The sequence below is a fragment of the Pseudomonas sp. BP01 genome, from assembly GCF_022760795.1.
In the GTDB taxonomy this organism is placed as follows: Bacteria; Pseudomonadota; Gammaproteobacteria; order Pseudomonadales; family Pseudomonadaceae; genus Aquipseudomonas; species Aquipseudomonas putida_Q.
In genome coordinates, this window is record NZ_JAFBKA010000009.1 from 109,376 (window position 1) to 132,612 (window position 23,237).

Here is a 23,237-nt window from a genome sequence, read left to right on the forward strand (position 1 = left end):
TCACCCGAGGTCAGGATTGCCACACGCCAAGCACGGATTGCGCCTGGATCTACGCACACTCATTCTGGTGCTCTGCGCACTCACTGCCCTGGTCATGCTGTGCGCCAGCTATTTCGCCAGCTACCGGGTGCAGCGCCAGCTGCTGATTGACCACGCCCTGGAAGCCAACCGGGTGTATGCGATGAAGCTGGCCAGCATCACCGAGACCTTCATCGGCAACGCCCAGCAGCAGCTGACGTTCAGCGCCGGCGTACAGGGCCGGCAGCTAGGCGATGCCGCTGCGCTGCTGGTGGAAACCGACCGTGTACTGGCCCAGAGCATGGCCTTCAACTCCACCTTCGTGATCAATGCCGACGGCGTGCTGCTGGCAGTCTCCCCCGCCCCGCTGCGGCATCTGGTCGGCACCCACGTCCAGTCGCCCGGCTCCCAGGAAGCACTGCAAGAACGCCGCCCGCTGGTTTCCACGCCCTACCTTTCGGCGGCCGACAACCTGGTGGTGGCGCTGTCGCAACCCATGTTCGACAGCAATGGTCGCTATCTGGGGTATGTCGGTGGCAGCCTGTACCTGCGTGAACGCAACATCCTCAACAGCCTGCTGGGCGATCACTTCTACAAGGACGGTTCGTACCTGTATGTGGTCGACCGCAACCGCCGCCTGCTGTACCACCCCAATAGCGAGCGGGTAGGCACAGTGGTGGAGGGCAACGCGCTGATCGACCGGTTGGCGACACTGGACAACGGTACTCGGCAAATCACCAACAGCCTGGGTGTGGAAATGCTCGCCGGGTTCGCCACCGTACCCAGCGCCGGCTGGGGGGTGGTGGCGCAGCAACCGCTGGCGCAGACGGTGACGCCACTGAACCACCTGATACTCAACGTGGTGGGCACTTCGGCGCCCCTGGCGCTGGTGGGCTGCCTGTTGCTGTGGTGGCTGGCCATGACCATCGCCCGGCCGCTGTGGCAACTGGCTGCCGGTGCCCGCTCGATGGACCGTGCAGGCACCGCCGAGCGCTTGCATCGCGTGCGGGCGTGGTACTTCGAGGCGGCCGAGCTCAAGCGCGCCCTGTTGTTCGGGCTGAACCTGCTGCAGGAGCGCATCGGCCGGCTCAACCGCGACGCCCAGACCGATCCGCTGACTGGCCTGGGCAACCGCCGCAGCCTGGAATTCAACCTGTCATTGCTGCAAGCCGAAGGCCGGGCCTTTGCGGCCATCGTGCTGGACATCGACCATTTCAAACGGGTCAATGACAACAATGGGCACGAGGTCGGCGACCAGGTGCTGCGCCGGCTGGCAGAGTTGATGCGCCGCTGCTGCCGTGAGGGCGACCTGCTGTGCCGCACCGGGGGCGAGGAATTCTTGATGCTGCTGCCGGGCGCCAGCCTGGATGTGGCCACAGTGGTGGCCGAGCGGCTGCGGGTAACGGTGCAGGATACGCCCGTGCAGCCGGTGGGCGCGGTGACGGTTTCACTGGGGGTGGCACGCTGGGATGGCGAGGCGGGCAGCGAGCCTGTGGAAGCATTGAGCCAGGCTGACCGGGCGCTTTACCAGGCAAAGCAGGGAGGGCGCAATCGAGTGTGTGCTGCCTGAGCCTCGTGTGAAACCAGCAGCTGTAACAATCTTTGTCATAAAACTGTCGTGTTCCAGTCATAGGATTGACCCCAACCTGACATTTTCATTTCATGGATGAGCGTCTCATGCGTCGTGTGGTTTTCAATCAGAAAGGTGGCGTCGGCAAGTCCAGCATCGCCTGCAACCTCGCCGCTGCCAGTGCCGCCGAGGGTTACCGGACTTTGCTGGTCGACCTCGACCCACAGGCCAATGCCACCTACTACCTGACCGGCCTGGTCAACGACGCCATTCCTGCCGGCATCGCCGATTTCTTCCGCCAGACCCTGTCACCGGTCACGGCGGCCGGCAAGAAGCACCGGGTGGCGATCACCGAAACCCGCTACAGCAACCTGCACCTGGTCACCGCCAGCCCCGACCTCAGTGACCTGCAAAGCAAGCTGGAGAGCAAGTTCAAGATCAACAAGCTGCGCAAGTTGCTGGTGGAACTGGGCGAGGATTACGAGCGGATCTACATCGACACCCCGCCGGCGCTCAATTTCTACACCTTCAGCGCGCTTGTTGCGGCAGAGCGCCTGCTGATACCGTTCGACTGCGACAGCTTCTCGCGCCAGGCCCTGCACAGTGTCATGGCCGAGGTCGAGGAACTGCGCCAGGACCACAACCCGGCGTTGCAGGTAGAAGGTGTGGTGGTCAACCAGTTCGCAGGGCGCACCGCCCTGCACCAGACCCTTGTCGACCAGTTGCGCAGCGAAGGCCTGCCGGTGCTGCCGGTGTACCTGAGCAGTTCGATCAAGATGCGTGAATCGCACCAGGCCTCGGTGCCGTTGGTGCACCTGGCGCCACGGCACAAACTGGCGATGGAGTTTGTCGATTTGCTGGATGTGCTGGAGCGGGCGGCCTGACAGACCCTGGGGGCGCTCTGCGCCCCTTTCGCGACGCGAGGCCGCTCCTACAAAGGATCGCGGCAGCCGCAAATTGACGCGATCCTCTGTAGGAGCGGCCTTGCGTCGCGACGGGCTGCAACGCAGCCCCAAAATCCCGAAGTAAAAGCACTACCCGACCGTTCATCAGGGTGGTAGATTCGCCGCCATGAAAACCACCCGGCACACTCGCACGCTGACTGCCTGGACGCTCTATGCCAGCGTCCTGTTCAGCCTGTTGCTGTGCGGCCTGCACCATGGCCAGATGGGTGGCCTGCGCCTGGCCGGCCTTGAAGGCGGCTTCTGCTCGGTCAACAGCGAACACGGCGTGGCCATCGACCTGGACGGTGCCGGCGGTGACCAGCACATGGCCCAGCTCGACTGCCCGGTGTGCTCCTCGTTTGGCCTGGCCGTACCGCTCAGCAGCGGCGGCTGGTCATTCACCCCGGCGCAAGCCGTGGCCACCTCGCCCATCGTCGTGCGCAGCTGGGCACAACCGCCACCGCGCTACCAACGCCCCGCCCTCAACCCCCGCGCCTCCCCCGCCGCCTTCCCCGCAGCCGTATTTCATTTCGCCTGACCCAGCCGGGCGCACCTGCGTGCGCGCTCGCCGTCAGCCATGACCTTTGCGTGGAAGACACACAAACATGCTTCGCAAGACCTCCCTGGTGCTCCTCATGGGCACCTGCAGCTTTGCCTGCGCTGAAACCGCCCCTGTGGAACTCGGCGCCACCACCATCGACGGCGAACGCGACGCCGCCAGCGGCGTGCAGCTGGACGAGCCGATCCGGACCGGTTCGCGCCTTGGCCTGACCGCGCGGGAAACCCCCGCCTCGGTCAGCGTCTCGGACCGCCACCTGATCGAAGAACGCGGCGCCAAAGACAGCCAGGACGTGGTCAACGCCATGACCGGCGTCAACGCTTCCGCCAACCCAGGCTTTGGCGGCTTCGTCGCCTACCGCGGCTTTACCCAGAACCAGGTCACCCAGTTGTACAACGGCATCAACCTGGGCTACAGCAGTGCCACCCGGCCAGTGGACGCCTGGGTACTCGACCGTGTCGAGCTGATTGGCGGGCCGTCCTCGTTCCTGCATGGCGCGGGCGCGGTGGGCGGCTCGATCAACTACATCACCAAGCTCGCCAGCCGCGACCAGCAGACCCTCGACGGGCGTATCCGCTATGGCAGTTTCGACGACAGCGAAGTGGCGTTCGGGATCAACCAGGCGCTGGCCAGCAACCCCGCCGATGCCAACCATTTCATGCGCCTGGACTTCAGCCGCGGGCATGGCAACGGCTACGTCGACCGCAACGAACGGCATACCGACAGCCTGGCCTTTTCGCTGCTCAGCGACCTGGCACCCAACCTCACGCACACCCTGGCGCTGGAGTACCAGGAAGACCGCGAAGACAGCCCGTACTGGGGCTCACCGATCCTGCCCGGGCGCAGCACGATGAAGATCGACAACAGCCGCCGCTTCGAAAACTACAACGTCGCTGACGGCCGTTATGAGCAACGGGTGCGCTGGCTGCGTTCGATCCTCGACTACCAGATCAGCGACAGCACCAGCGTGCAGAACACCCTGTACCACTACAACGCCCAGCGCGATTACCGCAACCTCGAACGCTACGCCTACACCAGCGATGGCAAGGTGCAGCGCAGCAGCCCTTACCTGCAGCGCCACGACCAGAACCTGCTGGGCGACCGCATCGAGCTGCGCCACGATAACCAGCTGCTCGGCCTGGCCAGCCAATGGTCGCTGGGGCTGGAGTACTCGCGCATGCGCCAGACGCTCTACCCCACCTCCGCCAGCTGGAGTGACGTGGTCGATGCCGAGCACTTCGACCCCGGCAGCTTCGATGACATCCCCGGGGTGAATGCCGGCCTGACCAAGCAACGCCACCACGAGGTCATCAACCGCGCAGTGTTCGCCGAAAACCGCTTGCAGCTGACCGAGCGCCTGGCCCTGCTGACCGCCCTGCGCTACGACTACCTGGACATGGAAGTGACCAACTACGGCGCAGTCTCCCCCACCTCGCCGGCCTATTTCGAACGGCGCTGGGAACCGCTGTCCGGGCGCATCGGCCTGACCTATGCGTTGACACCTTCGGCCAGCGTGTACGTGCAGTACAGCTCTTCGGCCGATTTACCGGCCGGTTCGCTGGCAGCGGCGACCTACTCCAACGTCGGGCTGTTCGACCTGTCCAAGGGCGAGCAGTGGGAAGTGGGCAGCAAGTTCGACTTCCTCGACGGGCGCGGTGCGGCCACGCTGGCGCTGTACCAGATCGTGCGCAAGGACTTTGCCGTGCGCGACTCGAACGACGCTAACCTCACAGTCCAGGCCGGGCAACAGACCTCACGCGGTGTCGAACTGTCCGGGCGCCTGCAGGTAACGCCGAAACTGCTGGCCGAGGCCAACTATGCCTATGTCGATGCGCAGTACGATGAGTTCAACGAGGCAGTCAACGGCCTATCGGTTTCACGCAAGGGCAATGCACCGACCAACGTACCGGCCAATGTCGCCAACCTGTGGCTGACCTACAGCGTGTCGTCGGCATGGTCGGTGGGCGCGGACGGGCGCTACGTGGGCTCGGTGTATGCCGACAACGCCAACAGCCTCAAGGCCCCGGCCTACACCCTGTTCGGCGCGTTCGCCCGCTACCGGCTGGATGAGCACACCACGCTGACCGGGCGGGTGCGCAACCTGACCGATGAGGTGTATGCCAAGCAGGCCTACAACAGCCAGTACTACATGGGGCCGCCACGCACTTTCGAGCTGGCGCTGGACGTGCGCTTCTGAGGTGAAGGGCGGTATCGGCCATGGCGCCGATACCGCAAAGCCATACCTTTCCTACACGAAAAGCACACAAAACCCTCAATCATTTTGAGTGATAATATTCGTTCTCATTACCACCGGCATGAAGGCCGGCTCTATCACATCAAGGAAGTTTCTGTGTTCAAATCGTTGTCTCCGGCTATCGTGGCCGCCGCAATCATTGCCTTGGCGGGTTGCCAGAACCGGCCTGTCCCCGAGGCGGACAAGCAGGCGCGCCAGACCTTCGTCAGCGACATGCAGCAAGCCCTGAAGCTGGGCATCGCCACAGCAGACACGGACAAGCAGGTCGGCGTGGTCATGCTGGATGTCAAACTCGACCAGCATTCCGCGCCCATCAGCTGCAAAGCCAGCAAGGCACCGATGAAGTACGAAAAGGTGCTGCCTGCCGACCTGACCCGCTCGGACTTCAAGGCGCTGGCCAGCATGGTCGAGGCGCAATGCTGGAAGACCATCTATCCCGTGGTGCCCAAGTCGATGCGCGACGAGGACGGCACGGTGGCAATACGTGCGCCGCTGTTCGTGGATCTGCCCGCTGCCGCCCAGGCGCCGGATACGCCACGGCGCCAGGCCAACGCACAACGTGAATTTTTCTGGCAGCACCTGTTCCGCGAACAGCCGGTAAACAGCATCGGCAGGGCCTCGCTCTATTATGAGGCGAATGCGCAGGGCAAGGTCCAAGGCTGCCTGGTACAAATCTATCCCCACCCTAACCGGCCGGATGACTTTCGTCTCGATGGCAAGCTGCAAGCCGAACTCAACAGCCGCTGCATGGCGCTTGACCTGAGCAGCCTGCCGGGCTTCAAGGCTGACATGCACGGCAAAGCCGAAGGCTACAGCGAGCTGGAATACGCGCCATGGAAGGTCGGCCGGCTGTAAACCGTTACAGCGGTTGAATCAGGTATCCCGAGGTCGCCCTCGACGAAGCACCTTCCTGTACCCGGTTATCTACTGGCAAGCACAACAATGATGGCGCGGCCGGACCGCGCCACTTTCATCATGGCTGCCAATGGAACCGGAGAGCACCCGCATGTCCGCACCTCATGAGGTATCCCCCGCCACCCTGCGCAGGGTGATCGCCGCCTCGGCCATCGGCAATTTCGTCGAATGGTTCGACTTCGCCGTGTATGGCTTTCTCGCCACCCTGATCGCCAGCCAGTTCTTTGCCAGCGAAGACCCCAGCGTGGCGTTGCTCAAGACGTTCGCGGTATTTGCCGTGGCCTTTGCCCTACGCCCGCTGGGCGGGATCGTGTTCGGCGCGCTGGGCGACCGTCTGGGGCGCAAGCGTATCCTGTCGCTGACCATCCTCTTGATGGCCGGCTCCACCACCCTGATCGGCCTGCTGCCGACCTACGCCAGCATCGGCCTGGCAGCCCCCGTGCTGCTTACCCTGGCGCGCTGCCTGCAGGGCTTTTCTGCCGGTGGCGAGTACGCGGGGGCCTGCGCCTACCTGATGGAGCATGCGCCCAATGACAGGCGGGCCTTCTACGGCAGCTTCGTGCCGGTCTCGACCTTTTCCGCCTTCGCCTGCGCCGCAGTGATCGCCTATGGGCTGGAAGCCAGCCTGTCGGCCGAGGCGATGAATGCCTGGGGCTGGCGCGTTCCGTTCCTGATTGCCGCCCCGCTGGGGCTGGTCGGCCTGTACCTGCGCTGGCGCATGGAAGAAACCCCGGCATTTCGCGAAGCCGTCGCCCAGGGCAAGGAACATGAGCATTCACCGCTCAAGGACACCCTGCGTCACCATGGCCGGGTCATTCGCAACCTGGGGGCTTTCATCTCGCTGACCGCGCTGTCCTTCTACATGTTCACCACCTACTTCGCCACGTACCTGCAACTGGTGGGCAACCTGACCCGCGCACAATCACTGCTGGTGACCACCGTGGCGCTGCTGTTCGCCGCCGTCGGCTGCCCGCTGGCGGGGGCGTTTTCGGACCGGGTGGGGCGGCGCAAGACCATTGGCTTTACCTGCCTGTGGGTGATGCTGTGCGTGTTCCCGGCGTACTGGCTGGCCAGCTCGGGCTCGATGTCCGGCGCACTGCTGGGGGTGATCCTGCTGGCGGTGGGGGCTTTGTGCAGTGGCGTGGTGACCGCGGCGTTGCTGTCGGAGAGCTTCCCCACCCGCACCCGCTATACCGCTTCGGCGATTACCTACAACGTGGCCTATACGCTGTTTGGCGGTACTGCGCCGCTGGTGGCAACCTGGTTGATCGGGCAGACCGGCAGCAGCCTGGCACCGGCGTTTTACCTGGTGGTGATTGCGTTGGTGGCATTGGTGGGTGGGTTGGCGTTGCCGGAGACTTCGCGGATTTCGTTGCATGATGAGGTGGCGGTAGACGGCGAGCGGTCTGTGGGCCGTAGCACCGTGTGAGATTTTTGGGGCTGCTGTGCAGCCCATCGCGACACAAGGCCGCTCCTACAGAGACCGCGTCATTCCCTGGCTAACGCGGCCACTGTAGGAGCGGCCTTGTGTCGCGATGGGCCGCACAGCGGCCCCAGATTATCAGCCCTCCTGCTGCTCCTCGCGCCGATACGCCCACTGATACAACGCCGGCAACACCAGCAACGTCAACGCGGTAGAAGACAGAATCCCGCCAATCACCACCGTCGCCAACGGCCGCTGCACCTCCGCCCCAGTCCCGGTAGCCAAGGCCATCGGAATGAACCCCAGCGAAGCCACCAGCGCCGTCATCAGCACCGGCCGCAAGCGCGTCAGCGCGCCCTCCTCCACCGCCACCCGCAATGGCCGCCCTTGTTCGCGCAGGCCACGGATAAAGGCGATCATCACCAGCCCGTTGAGCACCGCCACCCCCGACAGGGCAATGAACCCCACGCCAGCAGAAATGGACAACGGAATGTCCCGCAGCCACAGCGCTAACACCCCGCCGGTCAGCGCAAACGGAATGCCTGTGAACACCAGCAGGCCATCCCTGAGGTTGTTGAACATCATCAGCAACAGCGCCATGACCAGCAGCAGGGCCACCGGCACCACCACCTGCAGGCGCTCGGTTGCCGATTGCAGCTGTTCGAACTGGCCACCCCAGCGTGTCCAGTAACCCGGCGGAATCTGCACCTGCTTGATCAGGGCCTGTTCGGCATCCGCCACAAACGAACCCAGGTCACGCCCACGTACGTTGGCACTGACCACCACCACCCGCTTGCCATCCTCGCGGCTGATCTGGTTAGGCCCCAGTTGCAGGTTCAAGGTGGCCACCTGGGACAGCGGGATGAAACCGATCTGCGCCGCGCCCGCTGCGGCACTGGCCGGTACCGGAATCAGCAGGCTGGACAGCCCGTCCACATCGGTGCGCAAGGTTTCGGGCAGGCGCACCACCATGTCGAAGCGCCGGTCGCCTTCATACAGCGTGCCTGCCGTGCGGCCGCCCACGGCAATCGCGATGGCATCCTGCACGTCACCCACGTTCAGGCCATGGCGGGCCGCCTTGTCGCGGTCGATGTCGATGGTCAGCACCGGCAGGCCGGTGGTCTGCTCGACCTTCACCTCGGACGCACCCGCTACACCCTGCAGGCTGCTGGCGATCTGCGCGGCGGTGCGGTTGAGCACGTCCATGTCATCACCGAACAACTTCACCGCCACATCGCTGCGCACCCCGGAAATCAGCTCGTTGAAGCGCAACTGGATCGGCTGCGACAGCTCGTAGTTGCTGCCCGGCACGCTGGCGGCAGCACGTTGTACCTCGGCGATCAGTTCGTCACGCGGCTTGCCTGGGGCTGCCCACTGCTCGCGCGGGCGCAACATCACATAGGCGTCGGAGATGTTCGGTGGCATCGGGTCGGAGGCGATTTCGGCAGTACCGGTACGGGCGAACACCCGCTCCACTTCCGGCACCCGGGCGATGATCGCCTGCTCCAGGCGCTGCTGCATGTCGACCGACTGCGTCAGGCTGGTACCCGGCACACGCAGGGCCTGCAAGGCAAAGTCGCCCTCGCTGAGGCTGGGGATGAACTCGCTGCCCATGCGGCTGGCCATGACCCCGGACAGCACCACCAGGGTAGCCGCAGCGGCAAACGCCAGCTTGCGCCGGCCCAGCACCCAGGCCAGCACCGGGGCATAGCGCTGACGCGCCGTGCGCATCACCAGGCCTTCCTCTTCCTTGACCTTGCCGGTGACGAACAGGGCGATGGCCGCCGGCACGAACGTGACCGAAAGAATCATGGCGCCGAGCAGGGCCATGACCACGGTAAAGGCCATGGGGTGGAACATCTTGCCCTCGACCCCGGTCAGGGCAAAGATCGGCAGGTACACCACCATGATGATCAACTGCCCGTAGATCAGCGGCCGACGTGCCTCACGGGCGGCGGCGAACACCTCATGGAAGCGCTCACTTCTGGTCAGCGTGCGGCCATGGCGTTGCTGGGCATGGGCCAGGCGGCGAATGGCGTTTTCCACGATCACCACCGCGCCGTCGACGATGATGCCGAAGTCCAGAGCACCCAGGCTCATCAGGTTGGCGCTGACCTTGTTGCTGAACATGCCGGTGAAGGTGAACAGCATCGACAGCGGGATGACCATGGCCGTGATGAGTGCAGCGCGGATGTTGCCCAGGAACAGGAACAGCACGGCGATGACCAGAATGGCCCCTTCGACCAGGTTCTTCTTCACCGTGGCGATGGCTTTTTCCACCAGGTTGGTGCGGTCGTACACGGTCACCGCCACCACGCCCTTGGGCAGGTTGCGGTTGATCTCGAGCAGTTTGGCGGCTACGGCCTGGGACACTGTGCGGCTGTTTTCGCCAACCAGCATGAACACCGTACCCAGCACCACTTCCCGGCCGTTTTCAGTGGCCGCACCCGAGCGCAGTTCTTCGCCCAGGCCAACCTCGGCAACATGGCTGACACGTATCGGTGTGCCATCGACGCTGGAAATGACGATGTTGGCAATGTCTTCGGCCGAAGCCACCTGGCCCGGCGCCCGGATCAGCAACTGCTCGCCATTGCGCTCGATGTAACCGGCGCCCACGTTGGCGTTGTTACGCTCCAGGGCCGCGATCAGGTCGTTGAGGGTGAGCTTGTAGGCCGCCAGCCGTTTGGGCTCCGGTGCAATCAGGTACTGCTTGGCATGGCCGCCGATGCTATTCACTTCGGCCACCCCCGGCACATTGCGCAGCTGCGGCTTGATGATCCAGTCCTGGATCACCCGCAGGTCAGTCAGGGTGTACGGGGTGCCATCCTCCTTCAGTGCCCCCTGTTCGGCCTCCACGGTCCACAAAAAGATTTCGCCCAGCCCTGTAGAGATCGGCCCCATGCCCGCTTCTATGCCCTCGGGCAATTGCTCACGGGCCACTTGCAGGCGCTCGTTGACCAGCTGGCGGGCGAAGAACAGGTCGGTGCCGTCATCGAAAATCACCGTGACCTGCGACAGGCCCGAACGCGACAGCGAGCGGGTCTGCTTCAGCCCTGGCAGGCCGGCCATGGCGGTCTCGATGGCGAAGGTGATGCGCTGCTCGGTCTCCAGCGGCGAGTAGCCGGGCGCGGCGGTGTTGATCTGCACCTGGACGTTGGTGATGTCCGGTACAGCGTCGATCGGCAGTTTCTGGTAGCTGTGGATACCCACCGCGGCCATCAGGACCACGGCCAGCATCACCACCAGGCGCTGCTCGATGGCAAATTGGATCAGGCGTTCGAACATGCAGGTGTCCCCGTGATCAATGGCTATGCTCGGCCGAGCCCTTGCCCAGTTCCGACTTGAGGACAAAGCTGCCAGCGGCGGCTACCTGGGTGCCGGCGGCCAAGCCGCTGGTAATTTCCACCTGGCCGGCGTCGCGGCGGCCGGCCTTTACCGGGCGGGCCTCGAAGCCTTCCTCAGTGCGGGCAAACACAACGGTCTGGTCTTCCCAGGTTTGCAGGGCGCTTTGCGGCACCACCACGGCGGCATTGAAGCGCTCGACGCTGACCGCGATAGTGACGAACAGGCCGGGGCGCCAGGCGCCGTTGGGGTTGGCCAAGGTGGCGCGGACTGTGGCGGCGCGGTTCTGCTCGCCGAGCAGGCTGCCGACATAGTTGACCTGGCCCTCGACCTGGGCGCCCAGGTCCGGTGCGCTTACCGTGACATTGCGACCGGTCACCACCTTGTCCAGGTCGCGCGGCGCCACGGCGAAGGTGGCCCAGACCCGGCTCAGGTCAGACAAGGTGAAGGCGTTGCTGGTCTCGTCGACCACCTCGCCCACGCTCAGGTGCTTTTCCACCACGACCGCATCGAACGGCGCGCGCAGTTCATAGCGGTTGCCAGCGCCGGCCGGGCCTACGGCAGCGACCTTTTGCCGGGCGTTGGCCAAGGCGATCTCGGCCTCTTGCAGTGCCTGGCGCGCCTGCAGGTAATCCTGCTCGGCGCTGATGCGCTCCTGCCACAGCTGCTGTTCGCGCTGGAAGGTCAGGCGCGCCAGCTCCAGACGGCGCTGGGCGGCCTGCTGCTCGCTGCGCAGGTCAGAAATCTGCTGGCTGGCGATCACCGCCAGTACCTGGCCACGCTTCACCGCCTGGCCCAGTTCGGCTTGTACCGCCTCGACCACACCGGGTACACGCGGCACCACGTGAGCAGTGCGGTCTTCGTCGAAGCGGATCTCCCCCGGGAAGCTGAAGGCGGTGCCCAACTCACGAGGGCCGGCGGCAGCCAGCTGCACGCCGGCGGCCTCGATCTGGGCGGCGGACAGGTGCAACTGGCCCTCTTCTTCGCCGTGCCCTTCCTCTGCATGGCCTTCAGCGGCCTTGTCGGCGCCATGGCCATGGCTGTCTTCGCCATGGTCGTCGTGCCGGGCCTGCGCATTCGACGCCTGGCCGAGGTTGCCGGTCCAGGCCAGCCCGCCCAGGCCGAGCGCGGCCATGGCGGCGACCAGAAGGGCTATCTTGCGTGGGTTAGTCATTGTTGCTCCTGCTGTTCAAGGGGGTGCTCAGGTCATCGAGGTCGCCATAAATCCGCTCGACCTGCGCCCTCGCGTCGGTCGCCGATGCCAGAGCCTCCAGGTACAGCCCGCGGGCCTCGATCAGCGTGCGCTGGGCGTCGAGTACATCGAGGAACGCGAACTTGCCCATTTCAAAACCACGGGTGGCGGTGTCCACGGCCTGCTGCGCAGAAGGCAGGATGGTGCGGTCGTAGGCCTCTACCTCCTGCATCGCCGTATGCCACTGGCTGACAGCGCTGCGGGTTTCGCTGCGCAGGCGCAGTTCCACAGCGTTACGCAGGTCACGCGCCTGGTCGGCACGGCGTGCAGCCGCCAGCACGTTGCCCTGGTTGCGGTCGAACAGTGGCAATGGCATGGACAGGCCAACTACATTCACGCGCTCGCGGTCCTCGCGGCTGTACTGGCTACCGAGGCTGACGGTGAGGTTGGGAATACGCTGTGCCTTTTCCGATCCCAGCGACGCGTCGCCGCGCTCGACCTGGGCAGCAGCCAGACGCCATTCGGCCGTTTGTGCGACCCGGTCGAGCAAGGCGTCGGCACTGGGCGCCACGCCAGGCGAAAGGTTTGCGGCCTGCAACAGGTCGAAGCTTGCCAACGGGCTGCCGGTCAGCCGTGCCAGAGCCTGGTAGGCCACACTGCGCTGGGTGTGCGCGCGGCGCACTTCAGCCTGGGCCTGGGCCAGTTGCACCTGGGCACGGGTGGCCTCCACGGGCGAGGACTGGCCAGCGGCCACCCGCCCCTGCACCACGCGCAGCCCACGCTCGGTCAACGCCTGTGATTGCTGCGCCAGCTCCAGCGCGGTCTGCGCGCGCAAGGCGGCGTGAAACGCCTGCACCACATCGGCACGCAGGCCGTTGCGCTGGCGTTCCAGGCCAAGCTGGGCCATGGCCTGGCCGGTGCCGGCCACGGCAATACGTGCGCCGCGCTTGCCGCCCAGTTCCAGCGGCTGGCTGAGGGTGACGGTGGTGGTGCTGGTATCGCGGCGGGTGTCCTCGACCTCCCAGGAGAGCTCTGGGTTGGGGATCAACCCGGCCTGGCGCCGCTCACCGTCGGCAATGCCGATTTCCCGGCCGGCTGCGGCCAGTTCCGGGTTTTGCGCAAAGGCGGCGGCCAGCGCCTGCGGCAGGCTCAGGCTCTGACTGGCCTGGGCGCTGGTGACACTGGCCAGCAACAGGCAGAGCAAGGCGATCTTGCGGGGGATGGGCACGAACAAATCCTCGTCGACGCGTGTAGGCGAAGGACTGTAGAAAGCCGTGCTTATCGGGGCGGTGGCGGAAAAATTACAATTCTGTAATGCACCCGGAGATACGAATATCCCTTGTAGGAGCGGCCTTGCGTCGCGAAAGGGCTGTAGAGCAGCCCCGGCGTTATAGGCGGCGAAGCTGAAAATGTGGGGCCGCTGCGCGCCCCGTTCGCGACACAAGGCCGCTCCTACAGAGGCTCCGCCAACTTCAAGAGTTCGATAATCGCCCACTTTCCCGGTACGACGTTTTAGGCCAATTGACTAAACTAACCAGGCAGTACAAAACTAGGTGCATCCAACAACAACAAAGCGATGCTCGTCATGAAGCCCCTTATTCTCGTGCTCAACGGCCCCAACCTGAACATGCTGGGTACCCGCGAGCCTGCCCAATACGGCCACGAAACCCTTGCTGACCTGGCCCAGAGCTGTGCCGATACTGCCCATGCCCACGGCCTGGAAATCGAGTTCCGCCAAACCAACCACGAAGGCGAACTGATCGACTGGATCCACGCCGCCCGCGGCCGTTGCGCCGGTATCGTGATCAACCCCGGCGCCTGGACCCACACCTCGGTGGCCATCCGCGACGCCCTGGTGGCCAGCGAACTGCCGGTCATCGAAGTGCACCTGTCCAACGTGCACAAGCGCGAGCCGTTCCGCCACCTGTCATTCGTATCGTCCATCGCCGTCGGCGTGATCTGCGGTCTGGGCAGCCATGGCTACCGCATGGCCCTCAGCCACTTCGCCGAAATGTTCCAGGAGCGCACGGCATGAGCCAGCACGCCATCCTCGCCGGCTTGATCGGCCGCGGCATCCAATTGTCGCGTACCCCTGCCCTGCACGAACACGAAGGTGACGCCCAGGCCCTGCGCTACCTGTACCGGCTGATCGATGCAGACCAGCTGCAACTGGAAGACAGCGCCCTGCCCGGCCTGCTCGACGCCGCGCAGCACACCGGTTTCACCGGGCTGAACATCACCTACCCGTTCAAGCAGTCGATCCTGCCGCTGCTCGACGAACTGTCGGAAGAAGCCCGGGGCATAGGCGCGGTGAATACCGTGGTGCTGAAGGACGGCAAGCGCGTCGGCCACAACACCGACTGCCTGGGCTTTGCCGAAGGCTTGCGCCGCGGCCTGCCCGATGTGGCTCGGCGCCAGGTGGTGCAGATGGGTGCCGGTGGCGCCGGTTCGGCCGTAGCCCACGCCCTGCTGATTGAAGGGGTCGAACAATTGGTGCTGTTCGAAGTGGATACGGCCCGCGCGCAAGCGCTGGTAGACAACCTGAATGGCCATTTCGGCGCTGGGCGCGCCGTGCTCGGTACTGACCTGGCCACGGCCCTGGCCGAGGCGGACGGGCTGGTCAACACCACGCCAGTGGGCATGGCCAAGCTGCCGGGTACGCCGCTACCGGTCGAGCTGCTGCATGCGCGCTTGTGGGTGGCGGAAATCATCTACTTCCCGCTGGAAACCGAACTGCTGCGCGCAGCTCGGGCACTGGGTTGCCGCACGCTGGACGGCAGCAATATGGCGGTGTTCCAGGCGGTAAAGGCGTTCGAGCTGTTCAGCGGGCGCCAGGCGGATGCGGCGCGGATGCAGGCGCACTTTGCCAGTTTCACCTGATAGACAAGTGTTGGCCTCTTCGCGGCGGTTCGACGCCGCGAGGAGGCCGGTACAGGCTAATCACCTTTTTCAGCCAGCAAAGCCTGTATCACCTGTTCCTGCCCGCCATAATCCCCCTCGCCAAAGTGCACATGGCGCACCTGTCCTTTACGGTCGACAAAATAATGCGCCGGCCAGAACTGGTTGCCCCAGGCATTCCACACCTTATAGTCATTATCCACCGCCACCGGGTAACCGATACCCAACCCGGCCACCTTGTTTCGCAGGGTGCCCAGGTCGTGTTCGTAGTCGTACTCCGGCGTATGTACGCCCACCACCACCAGCCCCTGATCGGCATAACGCCGCGCCCAGTCGTTCACATGAGGCAGGCTGCGCTGGCAGTTGATGCAGTCCCAGGTCCAGAAGTCCACCAGCACCACCTTGCCCTTGAGCGCTGGCCTATCCAGCGGGGTCGAGTTGATCCACTGGCTGGCCCCCGACAGCGACGGCATGGCGCCGTAGCTGTCACGGGCCATCAGGTGCCCGGCCAAACCCAGCCCCGTCAGCACCAAGGCAATACCACCCACCTTCAGCATCAGGCGGCGATCAATTCTCATGGCAACCGCCGGTGGCATAGGTGCGGTACTGCACGCTCTGCTGATGGCCCTTGGAGTCGAGGTAGTCCATACGGGTGTTCACCAGGCCGCAGGCGTCGCTCTGGTCGTCCTGCACCGACAGCACTTTCTTCACATCCAGGTGTTCACCGTAGCGGTATTGCATGGCACCGGCATCGCCCATGGGTGCGGTGGCGGCCTGGGCGGCAATGGCGCCAAAGCTGAGCACGGCGAACAGGCTGGCGCTGGCGAAAGTCTTGAAGTTCATGGCATCTCTCCTGTGCAACGTTTGGCAGTGGGGCGTGTTGTTCCCCGGTCGAGAGCCATTTGACGCCTGCCAAGTATCCCGTCTGTGTCACTCAACGCCGGGATGTGCGTCCGCCTGTAGCTGCATCCCTGTCGGAAAAACCTCGTGTAATCATGGAAAACCCTTCGCAAGCAGGTAGTTATAAAAAAAAGGCGCCCACTAAGGGCGCCCCGGCTGTACAAACGGATACAATAGCTCCACGTAGTGACACACTAACGTTTGTTGTCACTCACAGGTTCAACTTTATCGTGACGGCTGTACAACTCAGCCCTCGAAGCACGCTCTGTAAGCGGCCCTCTGTTTTCACCTTTGCTGGAACGGGGAGTGGATTTATTGTCACCATCACCCGAGCAACTACCGCTTTGAACGGTTTGCTTATCTTTCATAAAAACCTCGATAGAGCCACCTGGTTTCAATGGCTCATCATACTGTTCTTCAATATGTGGAACGCTGGAAAAAAGCATGCTTTGTCATGCGATCTATCAGCACAGGGTCAGTGCAGCCAGGCGCGTCTCCACGGGGTATCCGGGCCGTCCGAATGGCGGCTGAATCTCGGTGCATTCGAGGCCAAAAGCTTTTCTGCAGGCACTGGCTCGGCCTCAGTAACAGGGTCAGGGTCGATGTAATCATCCCGATCATCAGTTGGAGACTGAACAAGACGATCATTGCCCGACACTTGGCGATCCTGATCAATGTCCGGATCACTTACTGGCGAGCCTTCCCCTGTCTGGTTTTTACCGTACATAAGCACCTCTCATAGGCCCAGATATTCTGAGCTTATTGAGTATGCGCCCTGCCTGAAAACAAAAGACAGGTATCAGACCACCGGACACAATCTATCAGCCGCTCTTTATAAAACGGGAAAACAATAACGACCTTCTTTGCGCATTATTGCAGTATTTAAAGCGCTTCATGGCCCAAACTCGTCGGCCTGGCGGGTATCGCCAGGCGCTCGTGAGGCTTTCAACAAGAGTGTAAAACTGCCGGTGAGTTGAAGGCGAAGCTCTTTGGGCATGATGAAAGCGAAATGCACGAGCCATGAGCCGTCTCCCAGCAGAAAGCTCTCCCGCCGGTATTGGGTCACTTGTTGTTCAGAAATACCTATGCAAACGGCGATTACACAGTCGCTCGGCTCTTCGCTCACGGGCGTGCCCCTTCAAGAATAGGTATTGAAGCGCCCGAATGGTGGTGGGTTCAGGCGCAAAGGCAGGCCATCAGGGCTTGGCTGTACGTTCCTTGTGCCACTGGGCTTTGGCTACGCCATACGGGGTACCGGTGACACCGCTGGCTACGTGCTGGATATGGCCGCCATGCTGGAGGAACGTTTCAATTTGCTCGCAAAGGCGTTCGTGGGCTCTTTGGGCTGCGCCGGGGTATGTCTGGTACATGGAGGCTACTCGGTAATGAGCCACTGAAATACAGTTACCCGAGGCGTCATTGTACGCGCTGTAGTGCAATCAGGCTCTGAACCGAACCCGTACCCGGCTTTTATCGGCCAGGCGGTCGATTCCCAGCGCGGCGCTGCCTAGGCTAGAGCCGCTTCAAGCAACCCAATGCACGGTTGCCATCCCTGCCAGATACACTCCAATACAAACCCTGCAGGCAAGCGCAAACGCGCCGGGTACACTGCGCCAACCCCACTCGAACAGGAACGCTGCGCATGGAACACGTCGATCACATCCTGATCGTCGACGACGACCGCGAGATCCGCGAACTGGTCGGCAACTACCTGAAAAAGAACGGCCTGCGCACCAGCATCGTCGCCGACGGCCGGCAGATGCGCACCTTCCTCGAAGCCAACAGCGTCGACCTGATCGTTCTCGACATCATGATGCCCGGCGACGATGGCCTGCTGCTGTGCCGCGAATTGCGCGCCGGCAAGCACCGCAACACCCCCGTGTTGATGCTGACGGCCCGCAACGATGAAACCGACCGCATCATCGGCCTTGAAATGGGCGCCGACGATTACCTGACCAAGCCGTTCTCTGCCCGCGAACTGCTTGCCCGTATCAATGCCGTGCTGCGCCGCACGCGCATGCTGCCACCCAACCTCACCATCAGCGAAAGCAGCCGCCTGCTGCGCTTCGGCCAATGGCGGCTGGACACCACCGCACGCCACCTGCTCGACAACGAAGGCACCCTGGTGGCCCTGAGTGGCGCCGAGTACCGCCTGTTGCGGGTGTTTCTCGACCACCCGCAGCGGGTGCTCAGCCGCGAACAGCTGCTCAACCTGACCCAGGGCCGCGAAGCCGACCTGTTCGACCGCTCCATCGACCTGCTGGTCAGCCGCCTGCGCCAGCGCTTGGGCGACGACGCCCGCGAACCCAGCTGCATCAAGACCGTGCGCAGCGAAGGCTATGTGTTCTCGCTGCCGGTGCAACTGCTCGAGTCGCCGTCATGAAATGGCCACGCACCCTGGCTTCGCGCCTGGCGCTGATCTTCTTCACCGGCCTGGTGCTGGCCTACGGCTTGTCGTTTGGCCTGCAGGCCTACGAGCGCTACATCAGCAGCCGCTCGATGATGCTCAGCAACCTGGAGCAGGACGTGGCCACATCGGTGGCCATCCTCGACCGCCTGCCCGCGGCCGAACGTGCGGCCTGGCTGCCGCGCCTGGAACGGCATACCTACCGCTACCGTCTCGATCAGGGCCTGGCCGGCGAGGTGATGCCCGGCAGCGACCCGCCTATGGCCGCCGAGTCGATCGTCAAGGCCATCGGCAGCGACTACCGCCTGACCTTCCAGGACATCCCCGGCCCGAACCCCCACTTCCAGGCGCACCTGAGCCTGGCCGATGGCGCACCGCTGACCATAGACGTCACCCCATCGCCGGTTCCGGTGGCCCGCTGGCTGCCCATGGTGTTGCTGATCCAGCTGGCCGTCTTGTTGCTGTGCACCTGGTTGGCCGTGCACCTGGCCATAGGCCCTCTGACCCGCCTGGCCCGCGCGGTGGACAACCTCGACCCGGACAAACCCGGCATACAGCTGGATGAAACCGGCCCGCGCGAGGTGCGCTACGCCGCTGTGGCCTTCAACGCCCTGCAGGCGCGCATTACCGCCCACCTCAAGGAACGCATGCAGCTGCTGGCGGCCATTTCTCACGACCTGCAAACGCCGATCACACGCATGAAGCTGCGTGTCGAGGTGATGGACGAAGGGGTTGAAAAAGACAAACTGTGGAGCGACCTGGGCGAAATGGAGCACCTGGTGCGCGAAGGTGTAGCGTACGCCCGCAGCATGGATACCAGCACTGAAGCCCCGTGCAGGATCAACCTCGACGCCTTCCTCGACAGCCTGGTGTTCGACTACCAGGACAGCGGCGCGCAGGTAGAGCGCAGTGGCAGCACCGGCAGCCTGCTGGAAACCCGCCCGCACGCCCTGCGCCGAGTGCTGGTGAACCTGGTGGACAACGCCCTCAAGTTTGCCGGCGCCGCCGAGCTGGAGGTGTGCCGCGAGGGCGGCATGACCGTGATCCGTGTGCTCGACAACGGGCCTGGAATTCCCGCCGACGAGCTGGATGAAGTGCTCAAGCCGTTCTACAGAGTGGAGGGTTCACGCAATCGCAGCACGGGCGGCACCGGGCTGGGCCTCGCCATTGCCCACCAGCTGATCCAGGCCATGGGGGGTCGGCTGACCCTGAGCAACCGCGACAGTGGCGGGCTGTGCGCGCGAATCGAGCTCAGCTGACAGGCGAGCGCGCACCTACAATCGGGTACACAACCCCAGCACCGCCGACACACTGCAGATACCCCACCGCCACACACTTCCGGCCACACAACCAGACCCGGGAGCCACCTTGATGAAAGCCTTTACCCTGACCACCTTCGACCGCTTCGGCAACTGGAGCGCGGACCTGCCGTTACGGCTGTTCCTGGCCTGGGAGTTTTTCGAATCCGGGCTGGAGAAGTTCAATGGCAGCAACTGGTTTGCCGACCTGCAAGGCAGCTTCCCGTTCCCCTTCAACCTGCTGCCCGCCGAGCTGAATTGGCAACTGTCGATGTGGGCGGAGCTTGTGCTGCCGTTGCTGCTGTTGCTGGGCCTCGGTACCCGCCTGGCATCATTGGGCCTGATGGTGGTAACCGTGGTCGCGATCGCTGCGGTACATTGGCCAGCACACTGGTCGAGCCTGGCCGAACTGGCCCAGGGATATGCCATTACCGACCAGGGCTTCGGCAATTACAAGTTGCCACTGATCTACCTGGTGGCGTTGCTGCCCTTGCTGCTGAAGGGGGCCGGTCGGTTTAGCCTGGATCATTGGCTCAGTGCACGATTGTGCAGGTGAAATGGCTGGGGCTGCTGCGCAGCCCCAAGGCCCTCAAACCGTACCAACGATGACGCCCTGCTCGCGTAACCCTTCCAGCAATATCCGCCCCTGCTGCAAATCCCCTCCCAATGCCTCCAGCCGCGCCCGACCGGTGCCCTGCTCCAGCGCCAGCAACTGATATACCAGCGGCGCCACCCGCGCAAAGCGCACCTGCAACCCGGCATCGCGATAAACCAGCAGCAAGGTTGGCGTCTGCGCTGCAATCGTTGGCTGATAGTCCGCGCCGATCCGCTCCACCGGCCAACGATAGGCCAGTACCCGCGCCACACAAGACAACAGCGGCTCCCCGCTCAGCAGGTCACCCGCAGGGTCATGCAGCGGGTCCTCGGCATCGCTCAGGTAGAGCTGCGACTCGATCCACTCGTAGTGGGCCAGCTCCAACTGCCAGGGCGCATCCAGCTCGACGCTTTGCAGATAATCAACGAACACTTCGGCAATCTCGGTAAACAAGGGGGTCTGGCTTCGGTAGCTGGCGTAGAAGTCACGTACCCGGGCATGCCAGCGCTGCTCGCCCAAAGCCTGGCGCATTACCGGAAAGCTCCCGGCTAACAGGCCTTCGATAGCGCCGTAGAACAATTCACGGTAAACCTTCAAGCGCCGGGCCTCCACGCCGGGCGGCGGGGCATTATGCTGGGGGTCGCGCAGGTACCGGGCCAGGGTGTATTGCTGTTCACGCAGGGGCTCATTCATCCATTTGCCCACCCGAAACACGCTGTACAGCGCGGATACGCGCCGCCTCGGCCAACAGCTCGGCCAGTGGCGGGTAGTTGAAGTCACGCTCGAGCACGGTCGGCTGCACACCAAAGCGCGCGCAGGCGACCGCGTACAGCGCCCATACATCTTCCTTGACCGGTGCCCCATGGGTGTCGACCTTGAGGTCTGGCGCTTCATCGTAATGGCCAGCCACGTGCATGCCGGTCACCCTCGCCACAGGCAGGCCCTCAAGAAACGCCTTGGCGTCGTACCCGTGATTGCAGGCATTGACGAAGACGTTATTGACGTCCAGCAGCAGGTCACAGTCGGCCTCATCGAGTACCGCCCGGATGAATTCGAGCTCACTCATCGCCTGGTACGGTGCGGCGTAATAGCTGATGTTTTCCACGGCAATGCGCCGCTCAAGGTGCGCTTGCGCCTGGCGTATGCGCGCGGCCACATGGCGCACGGCTTCATCGGTAAATGGAATGGGCAGCAGGTCGTACAGGTGCCCGTCATCGCTGCAATAACTCAGGTGTTCGCTGTACAACTGCACCTGGTGGCGGTCAAGAAACTGGCGGGTCTTGTTGAGCAGGTTGCTATCCAGCGGCGCACTGCCACCCAGCGACAACGACAATCCGTGGCAGGTGATGGTAAAACGCTCGGCCAGCTGGGCGAGGCTTTTGCCATAAGCACCGCCAACGGCAATCCAGTTTTCCGGCGCACATTCGAGAAAGTCCACTGCACCGGCGCTCATCGCCAGCAATTCGGGCAGTAGGCCGCGACGCAGGCCAAGCCCGGTATTCAACGTCGTAAGGTGCATATCCAGGTCTCCAACAGGCACAACGCCCCGCCTGAGCAGCAGGCGGGGCGTTGCGTCACTACTAGGTAAATGCGTCAGGGTTTGCCGGCCAGGTGGCTGAACAGCCCCTCGGGCATGGCCTTGCCGTTAGCCTGGTAGATCGCCTTCAGGTGATCGGCCGCTTCCTGTTCAGAGATAAAACCATCATGGTTGCGGTCGATCGTGTCGAAGTCAGCGGCACGGTCCTTGGCCACCGCCAGAAACTCTTCCCGCGAAACCTTGCCGTCGTGATTGCTGTCGGTCCTGGTGAACGAGGCGTCGCCGCACTTGCCCTCGCCGCATTTACCTTCACTCTGGCTGGCCTTGCCGCTGCCGCCGCACTTGCCTTCACCACACTTGCCCTCGCCGGCCACCTTGGCCGATGCCAGTTGATAACCCTGGGCCAACGGTTCAACTGCGAATGCATTGCTGGTCAAGGCCATGCTGCCGATCAGGGCGGCGCCCAGCAGGCCGATGGCGTTTCGTACTTGAGTCATGATGCAGCTCCACTGTGGTTGGAAGTGGAGCCATTAGGCCGTTGCGCTGTGTCGTGGTTGTATCGAGCGGGGTGCGGTTTTGTATGTGAGTGGGTCTGTTGTGCAGCCAGATACAATGCAATACACAACCCTGGAGCCAGCCCCGGGTGCACCGGGGCCGATGCAGGTGTTCAGTCTTCCAACGGCTTTGGCGGCGCAGCCGGCTTTGCAGGCTTGGCTGGCTTGGCAGGCTTGCTGTCCTTGGCCTTGGTATCCGGCGCCGCCGCTACAGGCTCAGGTGCGGCCACGGCCTTTTCGCTTGCAGGCAGCTCATCGACCGCCTTGAGGATCGCCTGCGGGTCGATGGGCTCGCCAGACTCGTCATCCTTGAGCATGTGGCGCTCGCCGTCCTTGCCCACCAGGATCACCTTGGTGCCCTTGCTCGCGCCCAGCTTCAGCTCACGAATCAGGGCCATGGTGGTCTGTTGTTCGAGGTTCTTGTCTTCGCGCTTGCCCATCATGTTCGCGACGCTGTACAGCACCAGATTGCGCTCCTTGAAGGCGGCCTGGGTGGCCGGGTCCTCGAGGGCCTTGTTCAATCCGCGCAAGGTTGGGTCTGCGCTGCTGGGCGCGATGACCACCAAGGGCCTGGCCTTGCCCACTTCCTTGGCCAGCGGTGCGTCACTGTCGGCCGCCAGCAGCGGGCCGGCGACAGCGAGCAAGGTAGCGAGGGTCAGTGACCGGACGAGCATGCGTATCTCCTTATTCTCTCGATAAACCAAAGACTACAGATCATGGAGAAAGATCCGACGCGGGAGCCTAAACCAACAGCCACAGACGTGCTCGGCACAAAGGTAACTTCCGATTTCCATGACCGGCCGGCAACATCTGCGCAAAAATCACCGCACA

At 63.6% G+C, this 23,237-nt stretch carries 23 protein-coding genes; 11 read left to right on the top strand and 12 right to left on the bottom strand.

The annotated features are described in order from the left end of the window. The first annotated feature begins 16 nt into the window (after window positions 1-16). From JOY50_RS10495 to JOY50_RS10520, 6 genes are all read left to right on the top strand, one after another. A complete protein-coding gene (locus tag JOY50_RS10495) occupies window positions 17-1,588 on the top strand; it encodes a sensor domain-containing diguanylate cyclase (RefSeq protein WP_138736773.1) in 1,572 nt (523 codons plus the stop codon). A gap of 107 nt (window positions 1,589-1,695) precedes the next feature. After that, window positions 1,696-2,472 (top strand): ParA family protein, encoded by a 777-nt coding sequence (locus JOY50_RS10500; RefSeq protein ID WP_043201005.1) that lies wholly within the window; start codon window positions 1,696-1,698, stop codon window positions 2,470-2,472. 187 nt (window positions 2,473-2,659) lie between these two features. Next, entirely contained in the window at window positions 2,660-3,070 is a 411-nt protein-coding gene (locus JOY50_RS10505) for a DUF2946 family protein (RefSeq protein WP_063427050.1), read from the top strand. Window positions 3,071-3,137: 67 nt separating this feature from the next. Continuing rightward, a complete protein-coding gene (locus JOY50_RS10510; protein ID WP_138736854.1) occupies window positions 3,138-5,288 on the top strand; it encodes a TonB-dependent siderophore receptor in 2,151 nt (716 codons plus the stop codon). Between the two features lie 153 nt (window positions 5,289-5,441). Beyond that, complete coding sequence (locus JOY50_RS10515) at window positions 5,442-6,200, top strand: hypothetical protein (protein WP_138736855.1); 759 nt, start codon at window positions 5,442-5,444, stop codon at window positions 6,198-6,200. Between the two features lie 151 nt (window positions 6,201-6,351). Then, a complete protein-coding gene (locus JOY50_RS10520) occupies window positions 6,352-7,689 on the top strand; it encodes an MFS transporter (RefSeq protein WP_132839640.1) in 1,338 nt (445 codons plus the stop codon). Window positions 7,690-7,821: 132 nt separating this feature from the next. On the opposite strand, the gene JOY50_RS10525 is transcribed toward JOY50_RS10520, so the two are convergent. The 3 genes from JOY50_RS10525 to JOY50_RS10535 are packed head-to-tail and all read right to left on the bottom strand — an operon-like array spanning window position 7,822 to window position 13,445. Continuing rightward, entirely contained in the window at window positions 7,822-10,968 is a 3,147-nt protein-coding gene (locus JOY50_RS10525) for an efflux RND transporter permease subunit (RefSeq protein ID WP_138736856.1), read from the bottom strand. 16 nt (window positions 10,969-10,984) lie between these two features. After that, window positions 10,985-12,199: an efflux RND transporter periplasmic adaptor subunit gene (locus JOY50_RS10530; RefSeq protein WP_132839638.1), complete on the bottom strand. Its 1,215-nt coding sequence runs from the start codon at window positions 12,197-12,199 to the stop codon at window positions 10,985-10,987. Further along, a complete protein-coding gene (locus tag JOY50_RS10535; RefSeq protein WP_132839637.1) occupies window positions 12,192-13,445 on the bottom strand; it encodes a TolC family protein in 1,254 nt (417 codons plus the stop codon). Before JOY50_RS10535 ends, JOY50_RS10530 begins: the two co-directional genes overlap by 8 nt. A gap of 357 nt (window positions 13,446-13,802) precedes the next feature. Between JOY50_RS10535 and aroQ the strand changes: the two genes are divergently transcribed. Further along, entirely contained in the window at window positions 13,803-14,252 is a 450-nt protein-coding gene (aroQ, locus tag JOY50_RS10540; protein ID WP_019471118.1) for a type II 3-dehydroquinate dehydratase, read from the top strand. Beyond that, entirely contained in the window at window positions 14,249-15,097 is an 849-nt protein-coding gene (locus JOY50_RS10545; protein WP_132839636.1) for a shikimate dehydrogenase, read from the top strand. Before aroQ ends, JOY50_RS10545 begins: the two co-directional genes overlap by 4 nt. A 56-nt stretch (window positions 15,098-15,153) precedes the next feature. Here JOY50_RS10545 and JOY50_RS10550 read toward each other — a convergent pair whose 3' ends face one another. From JOY50_RS10550 to JOY50_RS29260, 5 genes are all read right to left on the bottom strand, one after another. After that, window positions 15,154-15,672 (bottom strand): thioredoxin family protein, encoded by a 519-nt coding sequence (locus tag JOY50_RS10550; protein ID WP_132840919.1) that lies wholly within the window; start codon window positions 15,670-15,672, stop codon window positions 15,154-15,156. 10 nt (window positions 15,673-15,682) lie between these two features. Next, on the bottom strand, window positions 15,683-15,958 hold the full coding sequence (locus JOY50_RS10555; RefSeq protein WP_132839635.1) for a DUF2790 domain-containing protein: 276 nt from the start codon (window positions 15,956-15,958) through the stop codon (window positions 15,683-15,685). Window positions 15,959-16,209: 251 nt separating this feature from the next. Next, window positions 16,210-16,461 (bottom strand): hypothetical protein, encoded by a 252-nt coding sequence (locus tag JOY50_RS10560; protein WP_132839634.1) that lies wholly within the window; start codon window positions 16,459-16,461, stop codon window positions 16,210-16,212. A gap of 446 nt (window positions 16,462-16,907) precedes the next feature. Further along, window positions 16,908-17,141, bottom strand: a complete 234-nt coding sequence (locus JOY50_RS10565) for a hypothetical protein (RefSeq protein ID WP_080956801.1) — start codon at window positions 17,139-17,141, stop codon at window positions 16,908-16,910. Window positions 17,142-17,211: 70 nt separating this feature from the next. Next, window positions 17,212-17,385, bottom strand: coding sequence for a hypothetical protein (locus tag JOY50_RS29260; protein WP_192904210.1), 174 nt, complete (start codon window positions 17,383-17,385; stop codon window positions 17,212-17,214). Window positions 17,386-17,657: 272 nt separating this feature from the next. Between JOY50_RS29260 and JOY50_RS10570 the strand changes: the two genes are divergently transcribed. The 3 genes from JOY50_RS10570 (at window position 17,658) to JOY50_RS10580 (ending at window position 20,276) form a co-directional block, all read left to right on the top strand. After that, a complete protein-coding gene (locus tag JOY50_RS10570) occupies window positions 17,658-18,398 on the top strand; it encodes a response regulator (protein WP_132839631.1) in 741 nt (246 codons plus the stop codon). After that, on the top strand, window positions 18,395-19,681 hold the full coding sequence (locus JOY50_RS10575) for a HAMP domain-containing sensor histidine kinase (RefSeq protein ID WP_132839630.1): 1,287 nt from the start codon (window positions 18,395-18,397) through the stop codon (window positions 19,679-19,681). The genes JOY50_RS10570 and JOY50_RS10575 overlap by 4 nt, the downstream gene beginning before the upstream one ends. A 112-nt stretch (window positions 19,682-19,793) precedes the next feature. Beyond that, window positions 19,794-20,276, top strand: coding sequence for a DoxX family protein (locus tag JOY50_RS10580; protein ID WP_132839629.1), 483 nt, complete (start codon window positions 19,794-19,796; stop codon window positions 20,274-20,276). 33 nt (window positions 20,277-20,309) lie between these two features. Here the strand turns inward: JOY50_RS10580 and JOY50_RS10585 are convergent, their stop codons facing one another. The 4 genes from JOY50_RS10585 to JOY50_RS10600 form a co-directional block, all read right to left on the bottom strand. After that, window positions 20,310-21,008: a DUF2063 domain-containing protein gene (locus JOY50_RS10585; RefSeq protein WP_138736859.1), complete on the bottom strand. Its 699-nt coding sequence runs from the start codon at window positions 21,006-21,008 to the stop codon at window positions 20,310-20,312. Beyond that, on the bottom strand, window positions 21,001-21,834 hold the full coding sequence (locus JOY50_RS10590; RefSeq protein ID WP_132839627.1) for a DUF692 domain-containing protein: 834 nt from the start codon (window positions 21,832-21,834) through the stop codon (window positions 21,001-21,003). Before JOY50_RS10590 ends, JOY50_RS10585 begins: the two co-directional genes overlap by 8 nt. Window positions 21,835-21,908: 74 nt before the next feature. Continuing rightward, window positions 21,909-22,349 carry a hypothetical protein gene (locus tag JOY50_RS10595; RefSeq protein WP_019471108.1) on the bottom strand — a complete coding sequence of 147 codons (441 nt, stop codon included), beginning with the start codon at window positions 22,347-22,349 and terminating at the stop codon, window positions 21,909-21,911. 170 nt (window positions 22,350-22,519) lie between these two features. Continuing rightward, the gene (locus JOY50_RS10600; RefSeq protein ID WP_019471107.1) at window positions 22,520-23,080 is read right to left on the bottom strand and encodes a DUF4174 domain-containing protein; all 561 of its coding nucleotides are present in this window, start codon (window positions 23,078-23,080) and stop codon (window positions 22,520-22,522) included. Window positions 23,081-23,237 lie beyond the last annotated feature (157 nt).